The following is a 22,837-nucleotide window of genomic DNA, read 5'->3' on the forward strand; positions in this document are numbered from 1 at the left end:
CCATTAAACCACAGCAGGGCGCTGGCGCGGCCGTCCCGGCGCCCATGGCCCAGGCGCTGGTCGGCTCGGAGCGGGTTACCGGGGGTTCAGCCGAGGATGGCGCGGACCTTGTCGCGCAACTGGTCGATGGAGAAGGGCTTGCCGATCACCGTCATGCCGGCGGGCACCTCGATGTTTTCCGCGTAGCCGCTGGCGAACAGCACCGGCAGCTCCGGGCGCAAGGTGCGGGCGCGGGCCGCCAGTTCCTTGCCGTCCATGCCGGGCAGGCCGACGTCGGTCATCATCAGGTCGATTTGCAGTGCGCTGTCCTGCAACCGGGTCAGGGCTTCTTCGCTGCCCGAGGCTTCCAGCACCTTGAATTCCAGCTCCTCCAGCACATCGACAATCAGCATGCGCACGATGGCGTCGTCTTCGACGACCAGGATGGTGGAATCGGTGGGGGACATGGCAAGGCTCTCGAAAAAATGGAAAAAAAGGACGGCAGCGGAAAAAGGTGCTTGTCTCTTGCATCAGTAAATGACGCGCAATGACAAGTTCCCGAAGCTGTACAAAAAAGTAATTCTGTACAAGCTGTGCCAGAATAACCTGTCTGATCGAGGGCGGGCAGTGCAGGATGAAAAATTGCCACCGAGCTTGTCGGAAGAATAGATGCGCTGCCCCCCTTTGGGGCAAACTCCATGGATTTTGACACTTCACCAAGGCCTTTCAATGAGCTCCCCGTCTTCGGTTGATGAACAGAGTTTTCGCAAGCTGCTAAGCCGCAACATCGCGCTTCCCCTGGGGGTGGGCGTGCTCAGCGCGGTGGTCTTCGTGTCCCTGATCAGCTATCTGCTCTCGGCGATCCAGTGGGTCCAGCACAGCGACCGGGTGATCAACAGCATCAACCAGGCCGCCAAGCTGACGGTCGACCTGGAAACCGGCATGCGCGGCTTCCTGATCACCGGCGACGAGCATTTCCTCGACCCGTATGAAGTGGCCAAGCCGCAGATCTTCAGCGAGCTGCGCGAGTTGCGGGGGCTGGTGGCGGACAATCCGCAGCAGGTCGATCGCTTCAAGCGCCTGGAAGCCTTGCAGGAAGAGTGGGGCCTGCACGCGAAAAGCATGATCGAGATGCGTCGCCAGGAGGGCGATTATCGCCGCTCGGTGCAGTCCGGCCGGGGCAAGCGCCTGACCGACCAGATGCGCAAGGAATACGACGAAGCAGTGGCGATGGAGCAGCAGCTGCGGGTCGATCGCAACGAGAACGTCACCCGTACCACGGTCCTCAGCGTGGTCCTGTACCTGCTGTTCGTGGTGGTTATCAGTGGCCTGCTGGCCTTTATCGGTCGCCGCGACCTGCTCAACCTGTCGAAGAGCTACAGCGCCAACCTAGCCGCCCAGCAGAAAAGCGCCCAGAGCCTGGCGCAACAGGCCTGGCTGCGCAGTGGCCAGACCGAACTGGCCGAGCAGTTGCTCGGGCAACTGACGCTGAACCTGCTGGGGCGCAATATCCTGCAGTTCTGCGCGCAATACCTGGGCAGCGCCGTGGCGGCGCTGTACGTGCGTGAAGAGCACGGTGGCCTCAAGCGCGTGGCCGCCTATGGCTTCTCCCGCGAGCAGGAAGAACGCGAACAGTCGATTTTCATCGGTGAAGGCATGGTCGGGCAGGCGGCCCAGCAGGATCGGCTGATCCGCCTGGACGAGGTGCCCGTCGATTATTTCAAGGTCAGCTCCGGCCTGGGCGATGGCGTGCCGCGCAGCGTGCTGGTGGTGCCGACCAGCGACGACGACCGGGTCAACGGGGTGATCGAACTGGGCTTCCTGCGCGCCCTCAGCGAGCGCGATGTCGAGTTCCTGGAGCTGATCGCCGGCAATATCGGCACCGCCATCGAAGCCGCGCGTTATCGCCAGCGCCTGCAGGAAGTGCTGGCCGAGACCCAGCAACTCAACGAAGAGCTGCAGGTGCAGCAGGAAGAACTGAAGACCGCCAACGAAGAGCTCGAGGAACAGTCGCGGGTGCTCAAGGAATCCCAGGTGCACCTGGAAGCCCAGCAGGTGGAGCTGGAACAGACCAACGAGCAACTGGCCGAGCAGGCCCAGGCGCTGGCGCAGCAGCGCGACGCCATGGACCGCAAGAACGGCGAGCTGAACCAGGCCCAGGTGCAGTTGCAAGAACGCGCCGAGGAGCTGCAGCGGTCGAGCAAGTACAAGTCGGAATTCCTCGCCAATATGTCCCACGAGCTGCGCACGCCGCTGAACAGCTCGCTGATCCTGGCCAAGCTGCTGGCGGAAAACCCCCAGGAAAACCTCAGCGCCGAACAGGTGCAGTTCGCCGAGTCGATTTATTCGGCGGGCAACGATCTGCTCAACCTGATCAACGACATTCTCGACATTTCCAAGGTAGAAGCCGGCAAGCTCGAAGTGCGTCCGGAAAACACCAGCGTCGCGCGCCTGGTCGAAGGTTTGCGCGGGCTGTTCCAGCCACTGACGGCGGACAAGGGCCTGGAATTTCGTGTCGAGTTGCAGCCCGGTACGCCGCAGATGCTGTTCACCGACCGCCAGCGGGTCGAGCAGATTCTCAAGAACCTGCTGTCCAACGCCGTGAAGTTCACCGAGAAGGGCCAGGTCAGCCTGAGCGTGTCGCAGCAGCCCGAGGCGGGCATTGCCTTTATCGTGCGCGACTCGGGCATCGGCATCGCCCCGGAGCAGCAGGAAAGCATCTTCGAAGCCTTCCGCCAGGCCGACGGCACCACCAACCGCCGTTACGGCGGCACGGGCCTGGGGTTGTCGATTTCCCGTGACCTGGCGGCGCTGCTCGGCGGTTCGATCACGGTCGCCAGCGAGCCGGGGCAGGGCAGTGTCTTCACCCTGGTGCTGCCGGAGCAGTACGTCGAGCGTGCGGCAGAGCAACAGGGCGAACTCAAGCCAGTCGCTGCGCCGCTGACCCAGGCGCCGAGCAAACCGGCGCCGGCGCCGGCCCCCCTGGTGCCTGAGCTGGAGATTCCGCGTTTCGCCGACGATCGCGACAAGGCGCCGTTCGCCACCCGCTGCATCCTGGTGGTGGAGGACGAGCCGAACTTTGCCCACATCCTGTATGACCTGGCCCACGAGCTGGGTTACCAGTGCCTGGTGGCCCACGGCGCCGACGAGGGCTACAGCCTGGCCGAGCAGTTCGTGCCGGACGCGATCCTGCTGGACATGCGCCTGCCGGATCATTCCGGCCTGACGGTGTTGCAGCGCCTCAAGGCGCACGCCAGCACCCGGCACATCCCGGTGCATGTGATTTCCGTGGAAGACCGGGTCGAGGCCGCCATGCACATGGGCGCCATCGGCTATGCGGTCAAGCCCACCACCCGCGAAGAACTCAAGGACGTGTTCGCCCGCCTGGAAGCCAAGCTCACCCAGAAGGTCAAGCGCGTGCTGCTGGTGGAGGACGACGACCTGCAGCGCGACAGCATCGCCCGGCTGATCGGCGACGACGACATTGAGATCACCGCCGTCGGCCTGGCCCAGGAGGCCCTGGAGCTGCTGCGCGACAACCTCTACGACTGCATGGTCATCGACCTGAAGCTGCCGGACATGCTCGGCAACGACCTGCTCAAGCGCATGTCCACCGAGGACATCTGCTCCTTCCCGCCGGTGATCGTCTACACCGGGCGCAACCTGACCCGCGACGAAGAGGCGGAGCTGCGCAAATATTCGCGCTCGATCATCATCAAGGGCGCGCGCTCGCCCGAGCGCCTGCTGGATGAAGTGACGCTGTTCCTGCACAAGGTCGAGTCCCAGTTGTCCCATGAGCGGCAGAAGATGCTCAAGGCCGCCCGCAGCCGCGACAAGGTCTTCGAGGGGCGCAAGGTCCTGCTGGTGGACGACGATGTGCGCAATATCTTCGCCCTCACCAGCGCCCTGGAGCAGAAGGGCGCGATCGTGGTCATCGGCCGCAATGGCCGTGAGGCGATCGCCAAGCTCGATGAAGTCGAGGACATCGACCTGGTGCTGATGGACGTGATGATGCCCGAGATGGACGGTTACGAAGCCACCCTGGAAATCCGCAAGCAGCCGCGCTGGCGCAAGCTGCCGATCATCGCGGTGACCGCCAAGGCCATGAAGGACGATCAGGAGCGCTGCCTGCAAGCCGGCGCCAACGATTACCTGGCCAAGCCGATCGACCTCGACCGGCTGTTTTCCCTTATTCGAGTCTGGTTACCCAAGATGGAAAGAATCTAGTGGAGCGCAATACCGAGATCGAACTACGCCTGTTGATCGAAGCTATCTACCTCAAGTACAGCTACGACTTCCGCGATTACTCCGGCGCCTCGATCAAGCGCCGGATCAACCATGCGCTGCGCCAGTTCGAATGCAAGACCATTTCCGCCCTGCAAGAGCGGGTGCTGCATGATCCGGGCGCGTTCATGCAGCTGCTGCAGTTGCTGACGATCCCGGTCAGCGAGATGTTCCGCGACCCGTCGCACTTCCTGGCGATCCGCCAGGAAGTGGTGCCGCTGCTCAAGACCTATCCCTCGATCAAGATCTGGATCGCCGGCTGCAGCACGGGCGAGGAGGTCTATTCGATGGCCATCCTGTTGCGCGAGGAAGGGTTGCTCGAGCGCACCATCATCTACGCCACCGACATCAATCCCAGCTCCCTGGAGAAGGCCAAGCAAGGCATCTTTTCCCTGGAGAACATTCGCGCCTACACCCAGAACTACCAGCAGGCCGGCGGTTTGCGCTCCTTTGCCGACTACTACACGGCGGCCTACGACTACGCGATCTTCGACAAGACCCTGCGCGAGAACGTGACCTTCGCCGACCACAGCCTGGCGACCGACAGCGTGTTCTCCGAAACCCAGCTGATTTCCTGTCGCAACGTGCTGATCTATTTCAACAAGAAGTTGCAGGACCGCGCCTTCGGCCTGTTCCACGAGTCGCTCTGCCATCGGGGCTTCCTGGTGCTGGGCAGCAAGGAAACCCTGGATTTCTCGGCCTATGCCCAGCATTTCGAACCGCTGGTCAAACAAGAACGGGTCTACCGCAAATCATGAACGACCATGTCATAGGGCAATCCGCCTTGCCGCGGGTCGAGGCCATCGTGATAGGCGCGTCGGCCGGCGGCGTCGAGGCGCTGCTGAAAATCTTCACCGCGTTCCCCGAGGGTTTCAGCCTGCCGATCGTGGTGGTGCTGCACCTGCCCGAAGAGCATCGCAGCCAGTTGGCCGAGCTGTTCGCCCTGCGCCTGGCGCTGCCGGTGAAAGAGGCCCGCGACAAGGAGAGCATCGAGCGCGGCACCCTGTATTTCGCCGCGCCCGGTTATCACTTGTCGGTGGAGCAGGACCGCAGCCTGTCCCTGAGCCAGGAGGAGCGCGTGCATCATTCGCGTCCCTCGATCGATTACCTGTTCGACTCCGCCGCCGATGCCTATGGCCCGCGCCTGGCCGCGGTGCTGCTGACCGGGGCCAACCAGGACGGCGCCCATGGCCTGGCCCAGGTCAAGCGACGCGGCGGCCTGAGCATTGTCCAGGACCCGGCCGAGGCCCAGGTGGCGACCATGCCCGAGGCGGCCATCGCGCTGCACCGACCGGATTACATTCTCCCTTTGCACGGCATCAGCCGTCTGCTTGTCGAGCTGGAACGAATCGCATGTTAAGTAATATCCAAGCCAAGCTGCTGATCGTCGACGATCTGCCAGAGAACCTGCTGGCCCTCGAAGCGCTGATCAAGCGCGAGGATCGCCAGGTGTACAAGGCGCTGTCAGCGGACGAGGCGTTGTCGCTGTTGCTCGAGCATGAGTTCGCCATGGCCATCCTCGATGTGCAGATGCCCGGCATGAACGGCTTCGAGCTGGCCGAGCTGATGCGCGGCACCGAGAAGACCAAGAACATCCCCATCGTGTTCGTCAGCGCCGCCGGGCGCGAGCTCGACTATGCCTTCAAGGGCTATGAGAGCGGCGCGGTGGACTTCCTGCACAAGCCGCTGGATATCCATGCGGTGAAGAGCAAGGTCAATGTGTTCGTCGACCTGTACCGGCAGAGCAAGGCCATGAAGCGGCAGGTCGAAGCCCTGGAGCAGAGCCGGCGCGAGCAGGAGGCGCTGCTCAAGCAGTTGCAGGCGACCCAGAACGAACTGGAGCAGGCGGTGCGCATGCGTGACGACTTCATGTCGATCGTCGCCCACGAGGTGCGCACGCCGTTGAACGGCCTGATCCTGGAGACCCAGCTGCGCAAGATGCACCTGGCCCGCGACAATGCTTCCGCGTTCACCCTGGACAAGATGCAGGCCATGGTCGAGCGCGATGAGCGCCAGATCAAAAGCCTGATCCGACTGATCGAAGACATGCTGGACATCTCGCGGATCCGGACCGGCAAGCTGTCGATCCGCCCGAGCCAGGTCGACCTGGTACAGCTGGTGCGTGGCCTGCTGGAGAATTTCGCGCCCCAGGTCGAGGCCGCCGAATCCTCGATCGCCCTGAGCGCCGAAGGCTCGGTGCTCGGCCAGTGGGACGAGTTCCGTATCGAACAGGTGATCTCCAACCTGCTGACCAATGCCTTGCGGTATGGCGCCAAGAGCCCGATCGAAGTGCGGGTCTACAGCGCGGACGGGCAGGCGCGGGTCGAAGTGCGCGATCACGGGATCGGCATCAGCGAGGAAAACCAGGCGCGTATCTTCCAGCAGTTCGAGCGCGTCTCTGTCAATCATGCGGTGGCCGGGCTCGGGCTGGGGTTGTTCATTTCCGAGCAGATCGTCACCGCCCATGGCGGCACCATTGAAGTCGACAGCAGGATCGGCGAAGGTGCGCTGTTTCGCGTTTGTCTGCCGCTGTAGGAAAACACCGGCGCCCACGCAACCTTCTGGATGACCGGATGGTCGTATCAGCAGCTATTGACCGAACAAAGGCTTCTCATGAGTGAAGATGCACAAGACGTCGTACTGATCGTCGAAGATGAACCGGTGATTCTGATGTTGCTCGCCGACTACCTGTCGGGCCTGGGCTACCGGGTGTTGCAGGCGGAGAACGGCGAGCAGGCATTCGAGATCCTCGCCAGCAAACCGCACCTGGATGTAATGATCACCGACTACCGGCTGCCGGGCGGGATTACCGGGGTGATGATCGCCGAACCCGCGGTGAAGCTGCGTCCGGACCTCAAGGTGATTTTCATCAGCGGCTATCCCACCGAGATTCTCGAATCCGGCAGCCCGATCGCCAGAAGCGCGCCGATCCTGGCCAAGCCCTTCGACCTCAACAGCCTGCAAGAGCAGATCCAGCGCCTGCTGGCGTGACACCTCTAAGCCCTGCAGCCCTGCAGCCCTGCAGCCCTGTAGCCGCTGCCGAGCCCGCGAGGCTGCGATCGGTTGCGTAGCAACCGCAAGACCGGGCTCCACGATGGATCAGGTAAATCTTGCGCCTGCTACACAGGCGATCGCAGCCTGCGGCAGCGGCTACAGGGGCGGGTGCGACATTGAAATATCGTCCGGCGGCGCGGGTTTACAGGCCTTGCTGCAAGGCCGGATCGTCGGGGTTCTGTTGTTCCAGCTGGGCCAGGAGGATCTGCACGTTCTGCAGCTGGCCGCTTTCCTTCCAGTATTTGATCAGCAGCACCCGCGCCTTGCGGTTGGCGGGTTGGCGCTGGACGATTTCCTGGAGCTGTTTCTGCGCCGCTTCCAGCTCTTCTTCGCTGTGCAGGGTGGTGGCCAGGTCGTAGCGGTAGTCGGCGTTGTTCGGCTCCAGCTCCACGGCGCGGGACAGGCCGAGCAGGGCGAACTCGCTCTGGTCGTGGTGCAGCAGCCACATGCCCAGGGCGTGTTGCAGGTAGGCGGAATCCTGTTGTGCCTGCAGTTGTTTGGCCAGCAGCTTGCGGGCATCTTCGCTGCGGCCCTGGCGGTCCAGCACCTCCAGTTGCAGGATCACCGCTTGCAGGTTGTCCGGTTGCAGGCTCAAGGCGTGCTCCAGCGTCTGCTGGGCCTGGTCCAGGTTGGCGTTGTGCAGGTACAGGCGCGCCAGCTGGTATTGCGCCTCGACATTCTCCGGCTGGGCCTTGAGCACCTGGGTGTACTCATCGATCACTTGCTGCAGCGGCCCGAAATACAGGCCTTGTTCATCCGGCGACAGGCCGAGCAGGGCGGTGACGGCGGCGAAGCGCACGCTTTGCACTTCGTCGTCCAGCAGCGGGCCGATCAGCAGGCTGCGCTGGCGCGCCGGGACCAGGCCGAGCACTGCCTGAATGGCTGCCTCGCGGACCTCGGGCTCGGCGTGGTGCAGGTCGGCGTCGGCCAGTTTCAACGCCTGCGGGCTGGGGTAGTTGTGCAGCTCGGCGAGCAGGCGGATGCGCCGGCTGTCCGACAGGTCGGGCCGCCCCAGCTGCTGATACAGCACTCGGGCGGCGCCGGGCTGGCCGTTGCGCGCCTGTTCCAGCGCCTTGCCGTAACCGTGCTTGATCGCATCCGGCACCACCGGCGGCGTGGTGCGCAGGAACAGCCACGCCAGGCCCAGGGCCAGGACGACGAGAAGGCTGATCAACAGGGTGCGGCGGGGCTTGGTCATGCAGGCATCCATGGCAGGGGCGGCTTTACGAAGGCGCAAGCTTCGGTCAGGTTCCCCCCGGAGTCAAACCCGCTTGCGGGTCGATGGGCACGACTCGGGTTTTCGCGCCGGGGCCAGGCCGCAAGAGCGGCATCGGCTGGCCCAATCACTCTGCTTGCCCACGCGGTTGGCACGAACGATCGACAGTTCGGGAAAAATTGCCTTCCTGCCGGGAAGGCCGGGACGATAAGCTTTCCCGGCCGCAGACTGACTACGCTAGCCGCAGGTGCCCCTTTGCCCAGAACCCACTCATGCAGCCACTGATCAACTACTTCAAGGTCGTCATTCATCCGGGAGGCGCGGTGCTGCGCTTCGCCCTGCGCACCATCGTTGCGGGCCTGTTGACCCTGTACCTGGCGTTCATCTTCGATCTCGACCAGCCCAAGTGGTCGCTGATGGCGGTGATCATCGTCAGCCAGCCCCTGGCCGGCATGGCCCTGGCCCGCAGCTTCGGCCAGGTGGTCGGCACCACCCTGGGGGCCGCGGTGGCGGTGCTGATCATGGCGATCTTCCCCCAGGCGCCGCTGCCGTTCCTGGTCACCCTGGGCCTGTGGCTGGCGTTGTGCACCGCCGGCGGCACCCTGTTGCGCTACACCAGTTCCCAGGCGTTCGTGCTCAGCGGCTACACCGCGGTGGTGGTGGCGATGCTGGCGATCCCCGAGCAGGGCAATACCCTGATGCTGGCGATTACCCGGGTCACCGAGACCCTGCTGGCGGTGGCCTGCGTCTGCGTGGTCAGCCTGCTGACGGCGCGCCCGGAGGCCGTGGCCCACGGTTACTTCGCCAAGATCGACCAGGTGCTCAAGCTGCTGGCGACCCACGCCGCGGCGGCGATTCGCACCGACGAAAGCGAGGCCGACTTCCATAAGCGGCAGATGCAGCTGCTGGGCGAGATCAGCGCCCTGGAAGGGTTGCGCCGCCATCTGTATTTCGACGCGCCGCGCCTGCGCAGCGCCGACGGCCTGGTGCAACTGCTGGGCAACCAACTGGTGTTGCTGACCTCGCGCCTCACTGTGCTGCGCCACCAGCGCGAACTGCTGCGGGCGCGCTGGGTCGGCGAGCTGCCGGAGGCGATCCAGCAACTGCGCGCCGACGAGCTGGCGTTTCTCGATGAACTGGCGCAGCACGGTCGCGCCTTGCCCGCCGCCTCGCGGCAGCAGTTCGCGCAATTGCAGCAGCGTTTCGACGAACAGGCGCGGCGCGCCGAGCGCGAGGCCGATGCCTTGCCCGCCACCTTGCGCTCCCTGGCCTGGGCCCTGCGCTGGGAGCAGGCGCGGATGCTCAAGCAGCTCGAAGACATTCTCGAGTTCAGCGATGCCATCCAGGACGGTCGCCAGGCCAGTTGCCTGTACCGCCAGGGCCGGGCCAATCCCTTGCACCTGGACTGGCCGCTGGCGGCGATGAATGCGCTGCGGGCTTTTACCGCGCTGCTGGTCGCCGGGCTGATCTGGATCGAAACCGCCTGGGACGGCGCGCGTTCGAGCATGGTCCTGGTGGGTATTCTCTGTTCGCTGATGGCGACCTTCCCGCGGCCTTTGGCGGCGGCGCAAAGCTATATGCGTGGCCAGGCCCTGGCGCTGGTGATCTCGGCGGTCTACGTTTTCGCCCTGGTGCCGTTGATTGGCGATTTCGAGTGGCTGGCGCTGCTGCTGGTGCCGCTGCTGTACACGGTCGCGGTGGGCCTGGCCAGTCCGATGACCGCCGGCATCGGCATGGGCCTGGGGCTGTCGAGCCTGCTGATGATCGGCCCGCAGAACATCGGCGCCTGGCAGAACAGCGCCATCCAGTGGTTCGAGTTCGCCGGGGCCTATGTCAGCGGCGGGGTGCTGTCGTTGCTGGTGTATGCCTTTATCTTCCCGTTCAACCCGGTGCTGCGCATTCGCCGCTTGTTCCGCGACACCCGCGAGCAGGTGTACGCCTTGCAGAAAACCACGGCCAGCGACGAGGAGCAGTTTGTCTTCGAAAGCCGCATGGTCGACCGCCTGACCCAGATGCTCGGGCTGTTGCCCGCCGCCGGCGACCGCGCTTCCGCCGAGCGTTTCGAAACCAGCCTGGCCTGCATGACCCTGGGCGTGGCGATGAACCAGCTCAAGCAGCAGAGCCTGGACAACCCCTGGCTGAGCAATGCGGCCAACGCCGACCTGCAGCAGTTGCTGCGGCGGGTCGGGCGTTATGTGGCCGGGCGCTCGGCGCTGGATGTGGACGAGCTGCTGGCACGGCTGCGGGAGCTGGGCGACTACCTCGACCAGCTGCACACCGACGACCGGCCCCAGGCCCACGAGCAGCTCTGGTCGGTGTTCCGCATGCGCGTCTCGCTGCTGATCGTCGGCGCCTTCCTGGAGCGCTACAGCCCCATGCTGCAACCCACGGAAACAGGAGAACCGGCCCTTGCCCATTGATTTCGAATTCGGCGGCGTCTACCTGCCGCCCATTGCCCAGGCCCTGTTGCTGGCCTTGCCGATTTTCCTGCTGCTGGACTGGGGGCTGCGGCGCCTCGGTGTGTTGCGCTTCGTCTGGCACGAAGCGTTGTTCGAAGGGGCGCTGTATGCCTGCGTCTGCGCCACGGTCATTTTGCTGATGGGAAGCCTATGAATCTGAAAAACACCCTGGCCCGCTCGATCACCCTGGTGGCGGTAGTGCTGGCGCTCGTGCTGGGCTGGTTCGCCTGGGAGCATTACACCCGCGCGCCCTGGACCCGCGATGCGCGGGTGCGGGCCGATGTGGTGACCCTGTCGGCGGACGTCGCCGGGCGCATCGTCAGCCTGCAGGTGCAGGACAACCAGCACGTGGACAAGGGCCAACTGCTGCTGGAGATCGACCCGGCGCAATATGCCCTGGCCGTGGAGCATGCCAAGCGTTCGGTGGAAGTGGCGGTCGCCACCCTCGGCCAGTCCGAAGCGGCGATCGCCGCCAGCGCCGCGCAGCTCAAGCAGCGGCAAAGCGAAGAGCGTCGGCGCCGGAGCCTGAAGCAGGGCTTCGCGATTTCCGGCGAGGAGTGGGAGAAGTCCAATACCGATGTGGCGGTGGCCCAGGCCGACCTGTTGCGCGACCAGGCCAATCTCGGCCTGGCCCAGGCCAACGTGCACCTGGCCCAGGCGGCGCTGAAACAGGCCGAGCTGGACCTGCAGCGCACCCGGGTCGAAGCCCCGGTCAGCGGCTACGTGACCAACCTGCAGACCCGCCAGGGCGATTACGCCAGTGCCGGCGCGGCCTTGCTGGCGCTGGTGGACAGCGACTCCTTCTATATCAGCGGTTACTTCGAGGAGACCAAGCTGCCACGGATCGAGGAGGGCAGTGCGGTGCGCATCCAGTTGATGAGCGGCGAGACCTTCGACGGCCAGGTACAGAGCATCGCCTTCGCCATTACCGACCGCGAGAACTCCCAGGGCAGCCGCCTGCTGGCCAACATCAACCCCAGCTACACCTGGGTCAAGCTGGCGCAGCGGGTGCCGGTGCGGATCGCCATCGACCCTGATTACCCGGGCAAGGACAGGTTGCGCGCCGGGACTACGGCGACGGTGACGGTGCTGGAATAGGCGAGAGGTTGTTGTGGATGAACGATCTTATCGCGGGCAAGCCTCGCTCCTACGGACAGTGGCGTCTGTGGGAGCGAGCGGGCGGCGATCCGACTTGCCCGCGATGCTTTTTTTGAGGCAAAAAAAGCCCCGTGACCGAATGAGAACACGGGGCAAAAATTTGGTTGGTTGCGGCCAACCAAAGGAGCTCGGTTGAAGCCTTACTTGCTGGCGACCGTCTCAGGCTGCCAGCCGCCACCCAGGGCCTTGTAGATGGCGACGATGCCACGGTACAGGTCGACCTCGGCCTGGGCCTGGGAGTCTTCGGCGGCCAGGCGTTCGCGCTGGGCGTCGAGCAGCACCAGGAAATCGACGGTGCCTTCGCGGTAGCGGATTTGTGCCAGGTCCGCCGCGGCGCGGCTCGACTCGCTCTGGCGAATCAGCGAGATCAGCCGTTGCTGGCGCTTGCCGTAATCGCTGAAAGCGTTTTCCGACTCTTCCAGGGCCAGCAGCACTTGCTGCTCGTAGGTCGCCAGGGCGCCGTCGGCGTCGGCATTGGCGCCGCGCAGACGGGCGCGCACGCTACCCAGGTCGAAAGCAGCCCAGGTAATGCTCGGGCCCAGGGCCCAGGCATTGGCGGCCGAGGAGCCGATCTGCGAACCACGGCCGGCGGTGAAGCCGAGGAAACCGCTGAGGCTGACCCGGGGGAACAGGTCGGCCTTGGCCACGCCGATCCGCGCGGTGGCGGCGGCCAACTGGCGTTCGGCGCTGAGGATGTCCGGACGGCGTTGCAGCAGCTCGCCCGGGTCGCCGATCGGCAGGGCCTTGGCAATCGCCGGCAGCTGCGCGGGCGCAAGATCGACGCTGAGCTTGTCCGGACGCTCGCCCAGCAGGGTGGCGATACGGTTGCGCTGGCGCACCTGTTCGGCCTGCAGTTGCGGCACGCTGGCCTCTACCGCGGCCAGGCGCGCATCGGCGCGGACCACGTCGAGCTGGTCGCCGACGCCGGCGTCACGCAGGCTTTCGGTGATCTTGCGCGACTCCTGCTGGTTGCTCAGGTTGGCCAGGGCGATCTTTTCCCGCAGCTGGGCGCCGCGCAGCTGGCCGTAGGCATCCACCAGATCGGCAATCATGGTGACTTGCAGCTGGTAGAGGTCGGCCTCGGCGGCCTGCTGGTCGGCTTCGCTGGCTTCCAGGTTGCGCTGGATGCGGCCGAACAGGTCCAGTTCCCAGGCCATGTCCAGGCCCAGGTCGTAGCGTTCGCTGTTGACCCGGCGAGTGGTCTGGCCGGGGATCTGACCCTTGGCCAGGTCGCTGCTGGCGCGGCTGGTGATGGTCGGCATCGCATCGTTGCTGGCGTCGTCGCGAATCGCCCGGGCGGCCCGCAGGCGGGCGAAGGCCACGCGCAACTCACGGTTGCCCTGCAGGGACCGGGTCACCAGTTGGTTGAGCACCGGGTCGTCGAACTGTTGCCACCAGATGCCTTCGAAACGCGCGCGGTCGAAATTCTTCTGGCCCGCGGCGCCATCGGTGGCGGCCGTGATGTTGGCCGCCTCGGTCGTCGGGGTCTGGTAGTCCGGGCCGACGGCACAGGCACTCAGGGCCAGTACCAGCAAGCTCGGCAGGAAGACTTTCAGGCTCATTGTTGCGCCTCCAGTTTCAGGGCACGGGTCGCTTTGCGGGCTTCGCTGCGCTCCACATAGTTGCGGATCAGGACGTAGAACACCGGGGTCAGCAGCAGGCCGAAGAAGGTCACCCCGAGCATCCCGGAGAACACCGCGACACCCATGGCATGACGCATTTCCGCACCGGCGCCGCTGGAGAACACCAGGGGCACCACACCCATGATGAAGGCGAACGAGGTCATCAGGATCGGCCGCAGACGCAGGCGGCAGGCTTCCAGCACCGCGGCCAGCGGGTCGAGGCCTTCTTCCTGTTTGTCCTTGGCGAACTCGACGATCAGGATCGCGTTCTTACAGGCCAGGCCCACCAGTACGATCAGGCCGATCTGGGTGAAGATGTTGTTGTCGCCACCGGACAGGATCACCCCGGTGATGGCCGACAGCAGGGTCATCGGCACGATCAGGATCACCGCCAGCGGCAGGCTCCAGCTCTCGTATTGCGCCGCCAGTACCAGGAACGCCAGCAGCACGCAGAGCGGGAAGACGAACAGCGCGGTGTTACCGGCAAGGATCTGCTGGTAGGTCAGTTCGGTCCATTCGTAGGTCATGCCGTTGGGCAGTTCTTCCTTGAGCAGCTTCTCGATCGCCGCTTCCGCCTGGCCGGAGCTGTAGCCCGGTGCGGCCGCGCCGTTGATTTCCGCGGTGACGAAGCCGTTGTAGTGCATCACGCGGTCGGGACCGGCGGTGTCACTGACCTTGATGAAGGTCGCCAGCGGGATCATCTCGCCCTTGTTGTTGCGTACTTTCAGCTGGCCGATCTGCTCGGCCTCGAGACGGAACTGCTGTTCGGCCTGGACGTTGACCTGGTAGGTACGGCCAAAACGGTTGAAGTCGTTGGCGTACAGCGAGCCCAGGTAGACCTGCAGGGTGTCGAAGATATCGCTGATGGCCACGCCGTGGGTCTTGGCCTTTTCCCGGTCGATAGCCGCATCGACCTGAGGCACGTTGACCTGATAGCTGGTGAACAGCCCGGCCAGTTCCGGCACGCTGCGACTCTTGGTGATGACGTTCTGCACTTCTTTATACAGCTCTTCGTAACCCATGCCGCTGCGGTCCTCGACCTGCAGGCGGAAGCCGCCAATGGTCCCCAGGCCCTGTACCGGCGGCGGTGGGAAGATCGCCATGTAGGCTTCCTGGATATCGGCGTACTTGCCGTTCAGGGCGCCGGCGATGGCCCCGGCGGACATGCTCGGGTCCTTGCGCTCGTCGAACGGCTTGAGGGTCACGAACACGATGCCGTTGTTCGGGCTGTTGGTGAAACCGTTGATCGACAGGCCCGGGAAGGCCACCGCGCTTTCCACGCCCGGTTGCTTCAGGGCGATGTCGGACATGCGCTTGATCACGTCCTCGGTGCGGTCCAGGCTCGCGGCGTCCGGCAGTTGGGCGAAGGCCACCAGGTATTGCTTGTCCTGGGCCGGGACGAAGCCCATCGGCGTGTGGGCGAAGCCGAACCAGGTCAGCACCATCAGGCCCGCGTAGAGGAACAGGGCGATGCCGCTGCCACGGATCACCCGGCGCACGGTGCCGACGTAGCCATGACTGGCGCGGTCGAAGAAGCGGTTGAAGGGTTTGAACAGCCAGCCACCCAGCAACTTGTCGAGGAACCTGGAGAAGCGGTCCTTCGGTGCGTGGTGGTCCTTGAGCAAGACCGCGGCCAGGGCCGGCGACAGGGTCAGGGAGTTGAAGGCCGAGATCACCGTGGAGATCGCGATGGTCAGGGCGAACTGCTTGTAGAACTGCCCGGTCAGGCCGCTGATGAAGGCCGCCGGCACGAACACCGCGCACAGCACCAGGGCGGTGGCGATGATCGGCCCGGTCACTTCGCGCATGGCGCGCTTGGTGGCTTCCACCGGGTTCAGGCCGAGGCCGATATTGCGTTCGACGTTTTCCACCACCACGATGGCGTCGTCCACCACGATACCGATGGCCAGGACGAGCCCGAACAGCGACAGGGCGTTGAGCGAGAAGCCGAACAGGTGCATCACGGCGAAGGTACCGATCAGCGAGACGGGCACCGCCACCAGCGGGATGATCGAGGCGCGCCAGGTCTGCAGGAACAGGATCACCACCAGCACCACCAGGATCAGTGCTTCGAACAGGGTATGCACCACGGCCTCGATGGAACCGCGGACGAAGATGGTCGGGTCGTAGACGATGCTGAAGTCCATGCCTTGCGGGAAGCTCTGCTTCAGCTCGGCCATCTTGGCCCGCACTTCGTTGGAGATCTCGATGGCGTTGGAGCCTGGGCGCTGGAAGATCGGGATCGCCACCGCCGGCTGGTTGTTCAGCAGCGAACGCAGGGCGTACTGGTTGGAGCCCAGCTCGACCCGGGCGATGTCTTTCAGGCGAGTGATCTCGCCGTTGTCGCCTGCGCGAATGATGATGTTCTCGAACTCTTCCTCGGTCACCAGGCGACCCTGGGTGTTGACCGACAGCTGGAAGCTGGTGGCGCTCGGCGCGGGCGGGGCGCCCAGGGTACCGGCGGCGACCTGGCGGTTCTGCTCGCGAATGGCGGTGACCACGTCGGTGGCGGTGAGGTTGCGCGAAGCGGTCTTGTTCGGGTCGAGCCAGACCCGCAGCGAGTAGTCGCCCATGCCGAACAGCTGCACGTCACCGACGCCGCCCAGGCGTGCCAGCTCATCCTTGATATTGAGGATGGCGTAGTTGGACAGGTAGAGCATGTCGTAGCGTTTGTCCGGCGAGGTCAAGTGCACGACCATGGTCAGGTCGGGCGATGCCTTGTCCACGGTGATACCGATGCGCGTCACCTCTTCAGGCAGCTTGGGCTCGGTCCGGGTCACGCGGTTCTGCACCTGCACCTGGGCGTTGTCCAGGTCGGTACCCAGGGCGAAGGTGATGGTCAGGGTGATCTTGCCGTCGGCGGTGGACTGCGAGGACATGTAGAGCATGTTCTCGACGCCGGTGATGGCCTGCTCCAGGGGCGCGGCCACGGTTTCGCCGATGACTTTCGGGTTGGCGCCCGGGAAGTTGGCGCGTACCACCACGGTCGGCGGTACCACTTCCGGGTATTCGCTGATGGGCAGCTGGAACAGCGAGATGGAGCCGGCGATCAGGATCAGCAGCGATAGCACCGCTGCGAAGATCGGCCGTGAAATGAAGAATTGGGAGAAATTCATCTTGAGTCTTTTCCCTTAACCGCGTGGAGTCGCAGCGCTGGCCAGTTTCGCAGCCGCTTCAGGCGCGCCCTTGGCGGGGGCGACTTGAGGCAGGTTGCTGGCTTCCAGGGCTTGTCGTTGTTGCGCCAGGGCGGCGAGGGTTTCCTTGCTGGCCATCGGCACTACTTCAGGGCTGACCGGCGCGCCCGGACGGGCTCGCTGCAGACCCTTGACGATGATGGTGTCGTCCTTGTTCAGGCCGTTGCGCACAATGCGCAGGCCTTCGATCTTCGGCCCCAGCTCGACGGCGCGGTACGCCGGCTTGTTGTCGGCGTCCATCACCAGCACGAACTTCTTGCCCAGGTCGGTACCCACCGCTTCGTCGTTGATCAGCACGGCGGAGTAGGTGCCGCTGCCCACCAGTTTCAGGCGCGCATAGAGGCCCGGGGTGTAGCTGCCGTCGCTGTTGTCGAACACCGCGCGACCGCGGATGGTGCCGGTCTGCGGGTTGACCTGGTTGTCGACGAAGTTCATCTGGCCCAGGTGCGGGTGGCCATCCTCATTGGACAGGCCGAGGTAGACCGGGGTGGTCTGGCCGCGCTGGCCCTGGCGGGCGAGCTGGGTGTACTTGAGGTACACACGCTCGTCGGCGTCGAAGTAGGCGTAGACCTTGTCGGTGGAGACCACGCTGGTCAGCGGGGTGACGTCGGCGGTCACCAGGTTGCCGGCGGTGATTTCCGCGCGGCTGACGCGACCGCTGATGGGCGCGGTGACCCGGGTGAAGCTCAGGTTGAGCTTGGCCACGTCCAGTTGCGCCTGGATCGCGTCGACCCCGGCGCGGGCTTCCTGGGCGGCGCTGGTGCGGGTGTCGGCCAGTTCGGCGGAAATCGCGTTGCTGGTCAGCAGGCGCTGGCCGCGCTGGGCTTCATTGGCACTGCGGGTGGCGGTGGCGCGGGCTTGTTGCAGCTGGGCTTCCAGGCGGCGTACTTCGGCCTGGAACGGCCGTGGGTCGATCTGGAACAGCAGGTCGCCTTTCTTCACCAGGGCGCCTTCGGTGAAGGCCACCTGGTCGATCTGGCCGGAAACCCGTGGGCGGATCTGGACGGTTTCAGGCGCCTCGAGGCGCCCGGTGAACTCGTCCCATTCGTTGACCGGTTGCTCCAGCACCTTGGCCACGCTGACTTTGGCGGCGGGCATGTTGGCGGCCGTCTCCGGTGCCTTGCCACAGGCGCTCATCACCAGCACAGCCAATAATGCGAGAGGGAAGCGTAAGTGTTTGAGTGACTGTTCCATGGATCATCCGCCAATGTATTTGAGATGGGCGGATGATGCTCGGCAGGGGTTGTATCGCACGAATCGAATGAGCCGAAGGTAACTATCATTCGGAATGATATAAGCGCGATGAAAGCTCTCTAGCATGCACCTTTAGTTAGGGTGCTATCAATTCCTTAAATGGAATTTCATTGTTTCCCGGATTGCAAGGGTGGGGAGAGGGGAGGAGTCCCATCGCGAGCCATTGAGCATCGACCCACAGCTTTCTGTACCGGACTTATAAAAGCATCCCTTACGCCTGCTGTAGCGAGCCTGCTCGCGGTGCGCCCGGGTTACCGGGGCGAGGGCTTGGGCGTGCGTGTTACGACAGGGCTGTCTTTAAATGCAAGTTTTGCATATTAAGTTATTCCTAAAATGACTTTTACAGCGCTCCTTGGTGTCGTTAGCTTATAGGCTGTGGTTTTTAAGGTTTCTCCTTATATAACCAAATAAATGACAGCCCCGACTTTCGACTTCCTGGAGATTGCCTTGCGTACACTTCTGCAACTGGCCGCCGCCGCGCTGGCCGCGTCCATCAGCCTCGGTGCCTCGGCGCTCACCCTCACCGTCGGCGACCAAAGCTACAACACCCGCGCGGTGATGGATGCCGCCGGCGTGCTCGACAACCTGCCGTACACCCTGGAATGGAAGCAGTTCACCGCCGGCTCGCCGGTGGCCGAAGCGCTGAACTCCGGCAGCCTCGACATCGGGCTGTTGGGGGATGCGCCACCGCTGTTCCTCGGTGCCCTGGGGGCGCCGATCAAGGTGATCGCGGTCACCCGGCAGAATCTTTCCGGGGTGGCCATCGTGGTCAACCAGGATTCGCCGATCAAGACCGTCGCCGACATCCGTGGCAAACGCGTGGCGATCTGGAAGGGCTCCTGGAGCCAGCAACTGCTGTTCAGCGCGCTGGACCAGGCTGGCGTGCCCCGTGACGCGGTGGACATCCGCTACCTCAGCGCCCTCGATGCCTTCCATGCGCTGGAAGGCGGCTCGGTGGATGTGATCGCCACCTGGGAACCCTACGTGACGCAACAGGAGCGGCGCGGCGGCCGGGTGATCGCCACGGCGCAAGGGTTGATCCCGGCGCAGAGCTTCGTGGTCGGCAACAACCGTTCCCTGGAAGAAAAACGCGCGGCCATCGGCGACTTCCTGCAACGGCTGAAAAAAGCCCGGGCTTGGAGCGTCAACGATCCTGCCCACAGCGAGGCCTATGCCGATGCCTGGGCCGAGCGCACCCGCGCCGACCGGGAGATCGCCCGTGCCTGGTTCCGTCGGGCGCAAACCGACGTGGGGCCGATCAGCCCGCAGAACATCGCCGACGCGCAGAAGACCGTGGATTTCTTCAGTGGCATCGGCCTGATCAAGTCCTACCCGGCCGCCAGCCTGTTCGACACCTCCTTTAATGCCGCCTTGCAGAATCCTGCTGTGACGGTTCAGGCCGCGCCGTAACCATCAAGGACCTTCCATGAGCACACGACAACTGAAACTGGGCGCCCTGACCATGGGCGTCGGTGGCCCCGGGCGGCACAACCTGTGGCTGGACCCCGAATTGCCGGCCGACGCCAGTGTCAATATCGACTGGTACATCGACATTGCGCGCCAGGCCGAGGCGGCCTTGTTCGACCTGATCTTTATCGTCGACAGCCAGTTCATCACCCCGGGCTCGCCGCCCCATTACCTGAACCGCCTGGAGCCACTGACGCTGCTCTCGGCGCTGGCGGTGAGCACGCGGCATATCGGCCTGGTGGGCACGCTCACCACCTCCTATAACGAGCCGTTCAACGTCGCCCGCCGCCTGGCGTCGCTGGACCTGATCAGCAAGGGCCGCGCCGGCTGGAACGTGGTCACCAGCGGCGACGCCGGCACCGCCGGCAACTACGGGCGCGACGAGCACTACGACTACGACACCCGCTATGGCCGGGCCCGGGAGCATGTGCAGGTGGTGCAGGGCTTGTGGCAGTCCTGGGAGGACGACGCCTTTGTCCGGGATCGCGCCAGCGGGCGTTATTTCGACCCGGCCAAGCTGCACGCGCTGAACCACAAGGGCGAGCATTTTTCCGTGGTCGGGCCGCTCAACCTGCAACGCTCGCCGCAAGGCCAGCCGGTGATCTTCCAGGCGGGGGACTCCGAACAAGGCCGCGAGCTGGGCGCGGCGATTGCCGACGTGGTCTTCACCCATGCGCCGAGCATGGAGCAGGGTCAGGCGTTCTACCGGGAAATCAAGGAGCGCGCGCTGCGCCAGGGCCGCGACCCGGAACAGGTGCTGGTGCTGCCGGGGGCCGAGGTGTTCGTCGGCGACAGCGACGAGCAGGCGCGGGAGCTGGAACGCCATTACCACGCGGCCGATCACAGCTTCGAGCAGGCCCTGCTGGAGTTCGGCCGTTCCTTTGGCTGGCATGACTTCAGCCAGTACGAGCTGGACGCGCCTTTCCCGGCGCAGGCCCTGGAGTTCGCCCGCAGCAGCTTTTTCACGCTGGCCAAGCGCATCACCGAGCGCGCGGTCAGCGAAGGACTCAGCCTGCGCCAGGCGGTGCAAGCCTCCCGACAGCTGCGCCCCGGCGCCTTTGTCGGCAGCGCCGAAACCGTCGCGGCGAAGATGAGTGAATGGTTCGAGGCGCGGGCCGTGGACGGTTTCAACCTCTACATCGGCCACCCGGGGCAGTTTCGCCGGTTCACCGAGGAGGTGGTGCCGTTGCTCCAGGAGCGCGGGGTGTATCGCCGCGAATACCCGGGCAGCACCTTGCGCGAAAACCTCGGGCTGAGGATTCCGCGCAATCTGCGCTGATGCACAGAAACCCCAGATAGCCAGAGAGTTTTTTACTCTCTAGCAACCACAAAAATCATAATTTCGGCATTTCCCGCCTTCTCCCAGAATGCGTCCTACACCTCCCACGGCTGCCTACGTGGGATCACTCAGTAGGGCGCAGACATGACAACCCATAAAACAACAATCGATACGCTTGTAGTGGGCGCCGGCCAAGCCGGCGTGGCCATGAGCGAACACCTGAGCCGCCTGGGCGTGCCGCACCTGGTGCTGGAACGCAACCGTATCGCCGAAGCCTGGCGCACCGGGCGCTGGGATTCGCTGGTGGCCAACGGCCCGGCCTGGCACGACCGCTTTCCCGGCCTGGAATTCGCAGGCCTGGACCCCGATGCCTTTGCCGGCAAGGACCAGGTGGCCGACTACTTCGAAACCTACGCCCGCAAGTTCAACGCACCGATCCGCACCGGCGTCGAAGTCAGGAAGGTGGTGCGTAACGCTAACCGCCCGGGCTTCACCGTGGACACCAGCGACGGGGTGATCGAAGCCCGCCAGGTGGTGGTGGCCACCGGTCCGTTCCAGTGCCCGGTGATCCCGCCGATCGCCCCGCAGGATCCGCGCGTGCTGCAGATGCACTCGGCGGCCTACCGCAACCCGCAGCAGTTGCCCGAAGGCGCGGTGCTGGTGGTGGGAGCGGGCTCCTCGGGGGTGCAGATCGCCGATGAGCTGCAACGCGCCGGCAAGCAGGTCTACCTTTCGGTCGGGGCCCATGACCGCCCGCCGCGGGCCTACCGCAACCGTGATTTCTGCTGGTGGCTGGGGGTGCTGGGCGAGTGGGATGCCGAGACCATGCAGCCGGGCAAGGAGCACGTGACCATCGCTGTCAGCGGCGCCCGTGGCGGGCATACCGTGGACTTCCGTCGGCTGGCCCATCAGGGCATGACCCTGGTCGGCCTGACCAAGGCCTTCGAGAACGGCGTGGCCCGCTTCGAGGCCAACCTGGCCGAGAACATTGCCCGCGGCGACGAAAACTACCTGGCGCTGCTCGACGCCGCCGACGCCTACATCGCCCGCAACGGCCTGGACCTGCCGGAAGAGCCCGAAGCGCGGGTGATGCTGCCGGACCCGCCGTGCCTGACCCAGCCGCTCCTCGAACTCGACCTGGCCAAGGCCGGCGTCGGCACCATCATCTGGGCCACCGGTTATTCGGTGGACTACAGCTGGCTGCAGGTCGATGCCTTCAAGGACAACGGCAAGCCCCGCCATCAGCGCGGCGTGTCCAGCGAGCCCGGGGTCTATTTCGTCGGCCTGCCGTGGCTGTCGCGCCGTGGCTCGGCGTTTATCTGGGGCGTGTGGCACGACGCCCGGCACATCGCCGAGCACATCGTCAAACAGCGCCTCTACTTCGATTACCGCGACGCCGCGCAGCGTCAAGCCGAGCGCGAATCCTCCGTTCAATCCGCCAGCCTCATGGGAGCCCGCTGATGCCTACGCATACCCGCATCCGCATGTTCAACACCAAAGACACCTACCCGAACCAGAGCCTGGACAACGACCTGTGCCAGGCCGTGCGCGCCGGCAACACTGTGTATGTGCGCGGCCAGGTCGGCACCGACTTCAATGGCCAGCTGGTCGGCCTCGGCGATCCGCGAGCCCAGGCCGAACAGGCCATGCGCAACGTCAAGCAACTGCTGGAAGAGGCCGGCAGCGACCTCAGCCATATCGTCAAGACCACCACCTACCTGATCGACCCGCGTTACCGCGAGCCGGTCTACCAGGAGGTCGGCAAGTGGCTCAAGGGCGTGTTCCCTATCTCCACCGGGCTGGTGGTCAGCGCCCTGGGCCAGCCGCAGTGGCTGATGGAAATCGACGTGATCGCGGTCATCCCCGAATAA

Annotated in this window: 17 protein-coding genes; 12 read left to right on the forward strand and 5 right to left on the reverse strand. The window is 64.7% G+C overall.

Annotated elements, in window-relative coordinates; genetic code table 11:
* Positions 1–86 precede the first annotated feature (86 nt).
* A complete protein-coding gene (locus tag PVZ78_RS23935; RefSeq protein WP_009049266.1) occupies positions 87–446 on the reverse strand; it encodes a response regulator in 360 nt (119 codons plus the stop codon).
* 262 nt (positions 447–708) lie between these two features.
* On the opposite strand from PVZ78_RS23935, the gene PVZ78_RS23940 reads away from it, so the two are divergent.
* The 5 genes from PVZ78_RS23940 to PVZ78_RS23960 all read left to right on the forward strand — a co-directional run bounded on the left by PVZ78_RS23940 (position 709) and on the right by PVZ78_RS23960 (position 7,254).
* Positions 709–4,206, forward strand: a complete 3,498-nt coding sequence (locus PVZ78_RS23940; RefSeq protein ID WP_273829354.1) for a response regulator — start codon at positions 709–711, stop codon at positions 4,204–4,206.
* Positions 4,206–5,021, forward strand: coding sequence for a CheR family methyltransferase (locus tag PVZ78_RS23945; protein ID WP_273829355.1), 816 nt, complete (start codon positions 4,206–4,208; stop codon positions 5,019–5,021). The genes PVZ78_RS23940 and PVZ78_RS23945 overlap by 1 nt, the downstream gene beginning before the upstream one ends.
* Positions 5,018–5,623, forward strand: coding sequence for a chemotaxis protein CheB (locus PVZ78_RS23950; protein ID WP_273829356.1), 606 nt, complete (start codon positions 5,018–5,020; stop codon positions 5,621–5,623). Before PVZ78_RS23945 ends, PVZ78_RS23950 begins: the two co-directional genes overlap by 4 nt.
* Positions 5,617–6,798 carry a hybrid sensor histidine kinase/response regulator gene (locus tag PVZ78_RS23955; protein WP_016703827.1) on the forward strand — a complete coding sequence of 394 codons (1,182 nt, stop codon included), beginning with the start codon at positions 5,617–5,619 and terminating at the stop codon, positions 6,796–6,798. The genes PVZ78_RS23950 and PVZ78_RS23955 overlap by 7 nt, the downstream gene beginning before the upstream one ends.
* 78 nt (positions 6,799–6,876) lie before the next feature.
* Positions 6,877–7,254 (forward strand): response regulator, encoded by a 378-nt coding sequence (locus PVZ78_RS23960; protein ID WP_009049261.1) that lies wholly within the window; start codon positions 6,877–6,879, stop codon positions 7,252–7,254.
* Positions 7,255–7,459: 205 nt separating this feature from the next.
* On the opposite strand, the gene PVZ78_RS23965 is transcribed toward PVZ78_RS23960, so the two are convergent.
* A complete protein-coding gene (locus tag PVZ78_RS23965; protein WP_273829357.1) occupies positions 7,460–8,515 on the reverse strand; it encodes a tetratricopeptide repeat protein in 1,056 nt (351 codons plus the stop codon).
* Positions 8,516–8,805: 290 nt separating this feature from the next.
* Between PVZ78_RS23965 and PVZ78_RS23970 the strand changes: the two genes are divergently transcribed.
* The 3 genes from PVZ78_RS23970 to PVZ78_RS23980 are packed head-to-tail and all read left to right on the forward strand — an operon-like array spanning position 8,806 to position 12,090.
* Entirely contained in the window at positions 8,806–10,953 is a 2,148-nt protein-coding gene (locus PVZ78_RS23970; protein ID WP_273829358.1) for an FUSC family protein, read from the forward strand.
* The gene (locus PVZ78_RS23975) at positions 10,943–11,146 is read left to right on the forward strand and encodes a DUF1656 domain-containing protein (protein WP_007924845.1); all 204 of its coding nucleotides are present in this window, start codon (positions 10,943–10,945) and stop codon (positions 11,144–11,146) included. Before PVZ78_RS23970 ends, PVZ78_RS23975 begins: the two co-directional genes overlap by 11 nt.
* Positions 11,143–12,090, forward strand: coding sequence for an HlyD family efflux transporter periplasmic adaptor subunit (locus tag PVZ78_RS23980; protein ID WP_053269184.1), 948 nt, complete (start codon positions 11,143–11,145; stop codon positions 12,088–12,090). Before PVZ78_RS23975 ends, PVZ78_RS23980 begins: the two co-directional genes overlap by 4 nt.
* Before the next feature lie 200 nt (positions 12,091–12,290).
* Here PVZ78_RS23980 and PVZ78_RS23985 read toward each other — a convergent pair whose 3' ends face one another.
* From PVZ78_RS23985 to mexE, 3 genes are read right to left on the reverse strand one after another with little or no spacing between them, the layout of a single operon-like run.
* Entirely contained in the window at positions 12,291–13,712 is a 1,422-nt protein-coding gene (locus PVZ78_RS23985) for an efflux transporter outer membrane subunit (RefSeq protein WP_273829359.1), read from the reverse strand.
* Positions 13,709–16,888 (reverse strand): efflux RND transporter permease subunit, encoded by a 3,180-nt coding sequence (locus tag PVZ78_RS23990; protein WP_273829360.1) that lies wholly within the window; start codon positions 16,886–16,888, stop codon positions 13,709–13,711. Before PVZ78_RS23990 ends, PVZ78_RS23985 begins: the two co-directional genes overlap by 4 nt.
* Positions 16,889–16,903: 15 nt before the next feature.
* Entirely contained in the window at positions 16,904–18,160 is a 1,257-nt protein-coding gene (mexE, locus tag PVZ78_RS23995) for a multidrug efflux RND transporter periplasmic adaptor subunit MexE (RefSeq protein ID WP_101282605.1), read from the reverse strand.
* 507 nt (positions 18,161–18,667) lie between these two features.
* Here mexE and PVZ78_RS24000 point away from each other — a divergent pair.
* The 4 genes from PVZ78_RS24000 (at position 18,668) to PVZ78_RS24015 (ending at position 22,837) form a co-directional block, all read left to right on the forward strand.
* Entirely contained in the window at positions 18,668–19,630 is a 963-nt protein-coding gene (locus PVZ78_RS24000) for an ABC transporter substrate-binding protein (protein WP_273829361.1), read from the forward strand.
* A 16-nt stretch (positions 19,631–19,646) separates the two neighbouring features.
* Entirely contained in the window at positions 19,647–20,966 is a 1,320-nt protein-coding gene (locus tag PVZ78_RS24005) for an LLM class flavin-dependent oxidoreductase (RefSeq protein WP_016703833.1), read from the forward strand.
* 144 nt (positions 20,967–21,110) lie between these two features.
* A complete protein-coding gene (locus PVZ78_RS24010; protein ID WP_273829362.1) occupies positions 21,111–22,427 on the forward strand; it encodes a flavin-containing monooxygenase in 1,317 nt (438 codons plus the stop codon).
* Complete coding sequence (locus tag PVZ78_RS24015; RefSeq protein WP_007924833.1) at positions 22,427–22,837, forward strand: RidA family protein; 411 nt, start codon at positions 22,427–22,429, stop codon at positions 22,835–22,837. Before PVZ78_RS24010 ends, PVZ78_RS24015 begins: the two co-directional genes overlap by 1 nt.

It is taken from the genome of Pseudomonas sp. SBT1-2, assembly GCF_028640875.1.
Taxonomy (GTDB): domain Bacteria; phylum Pseudomonadota; class Gammaproteobacteria; order Pseudomonadales; family Pseudomonadaceae; genus Aquipseudomonas; species Aquipseudomonas chlororaphis_I.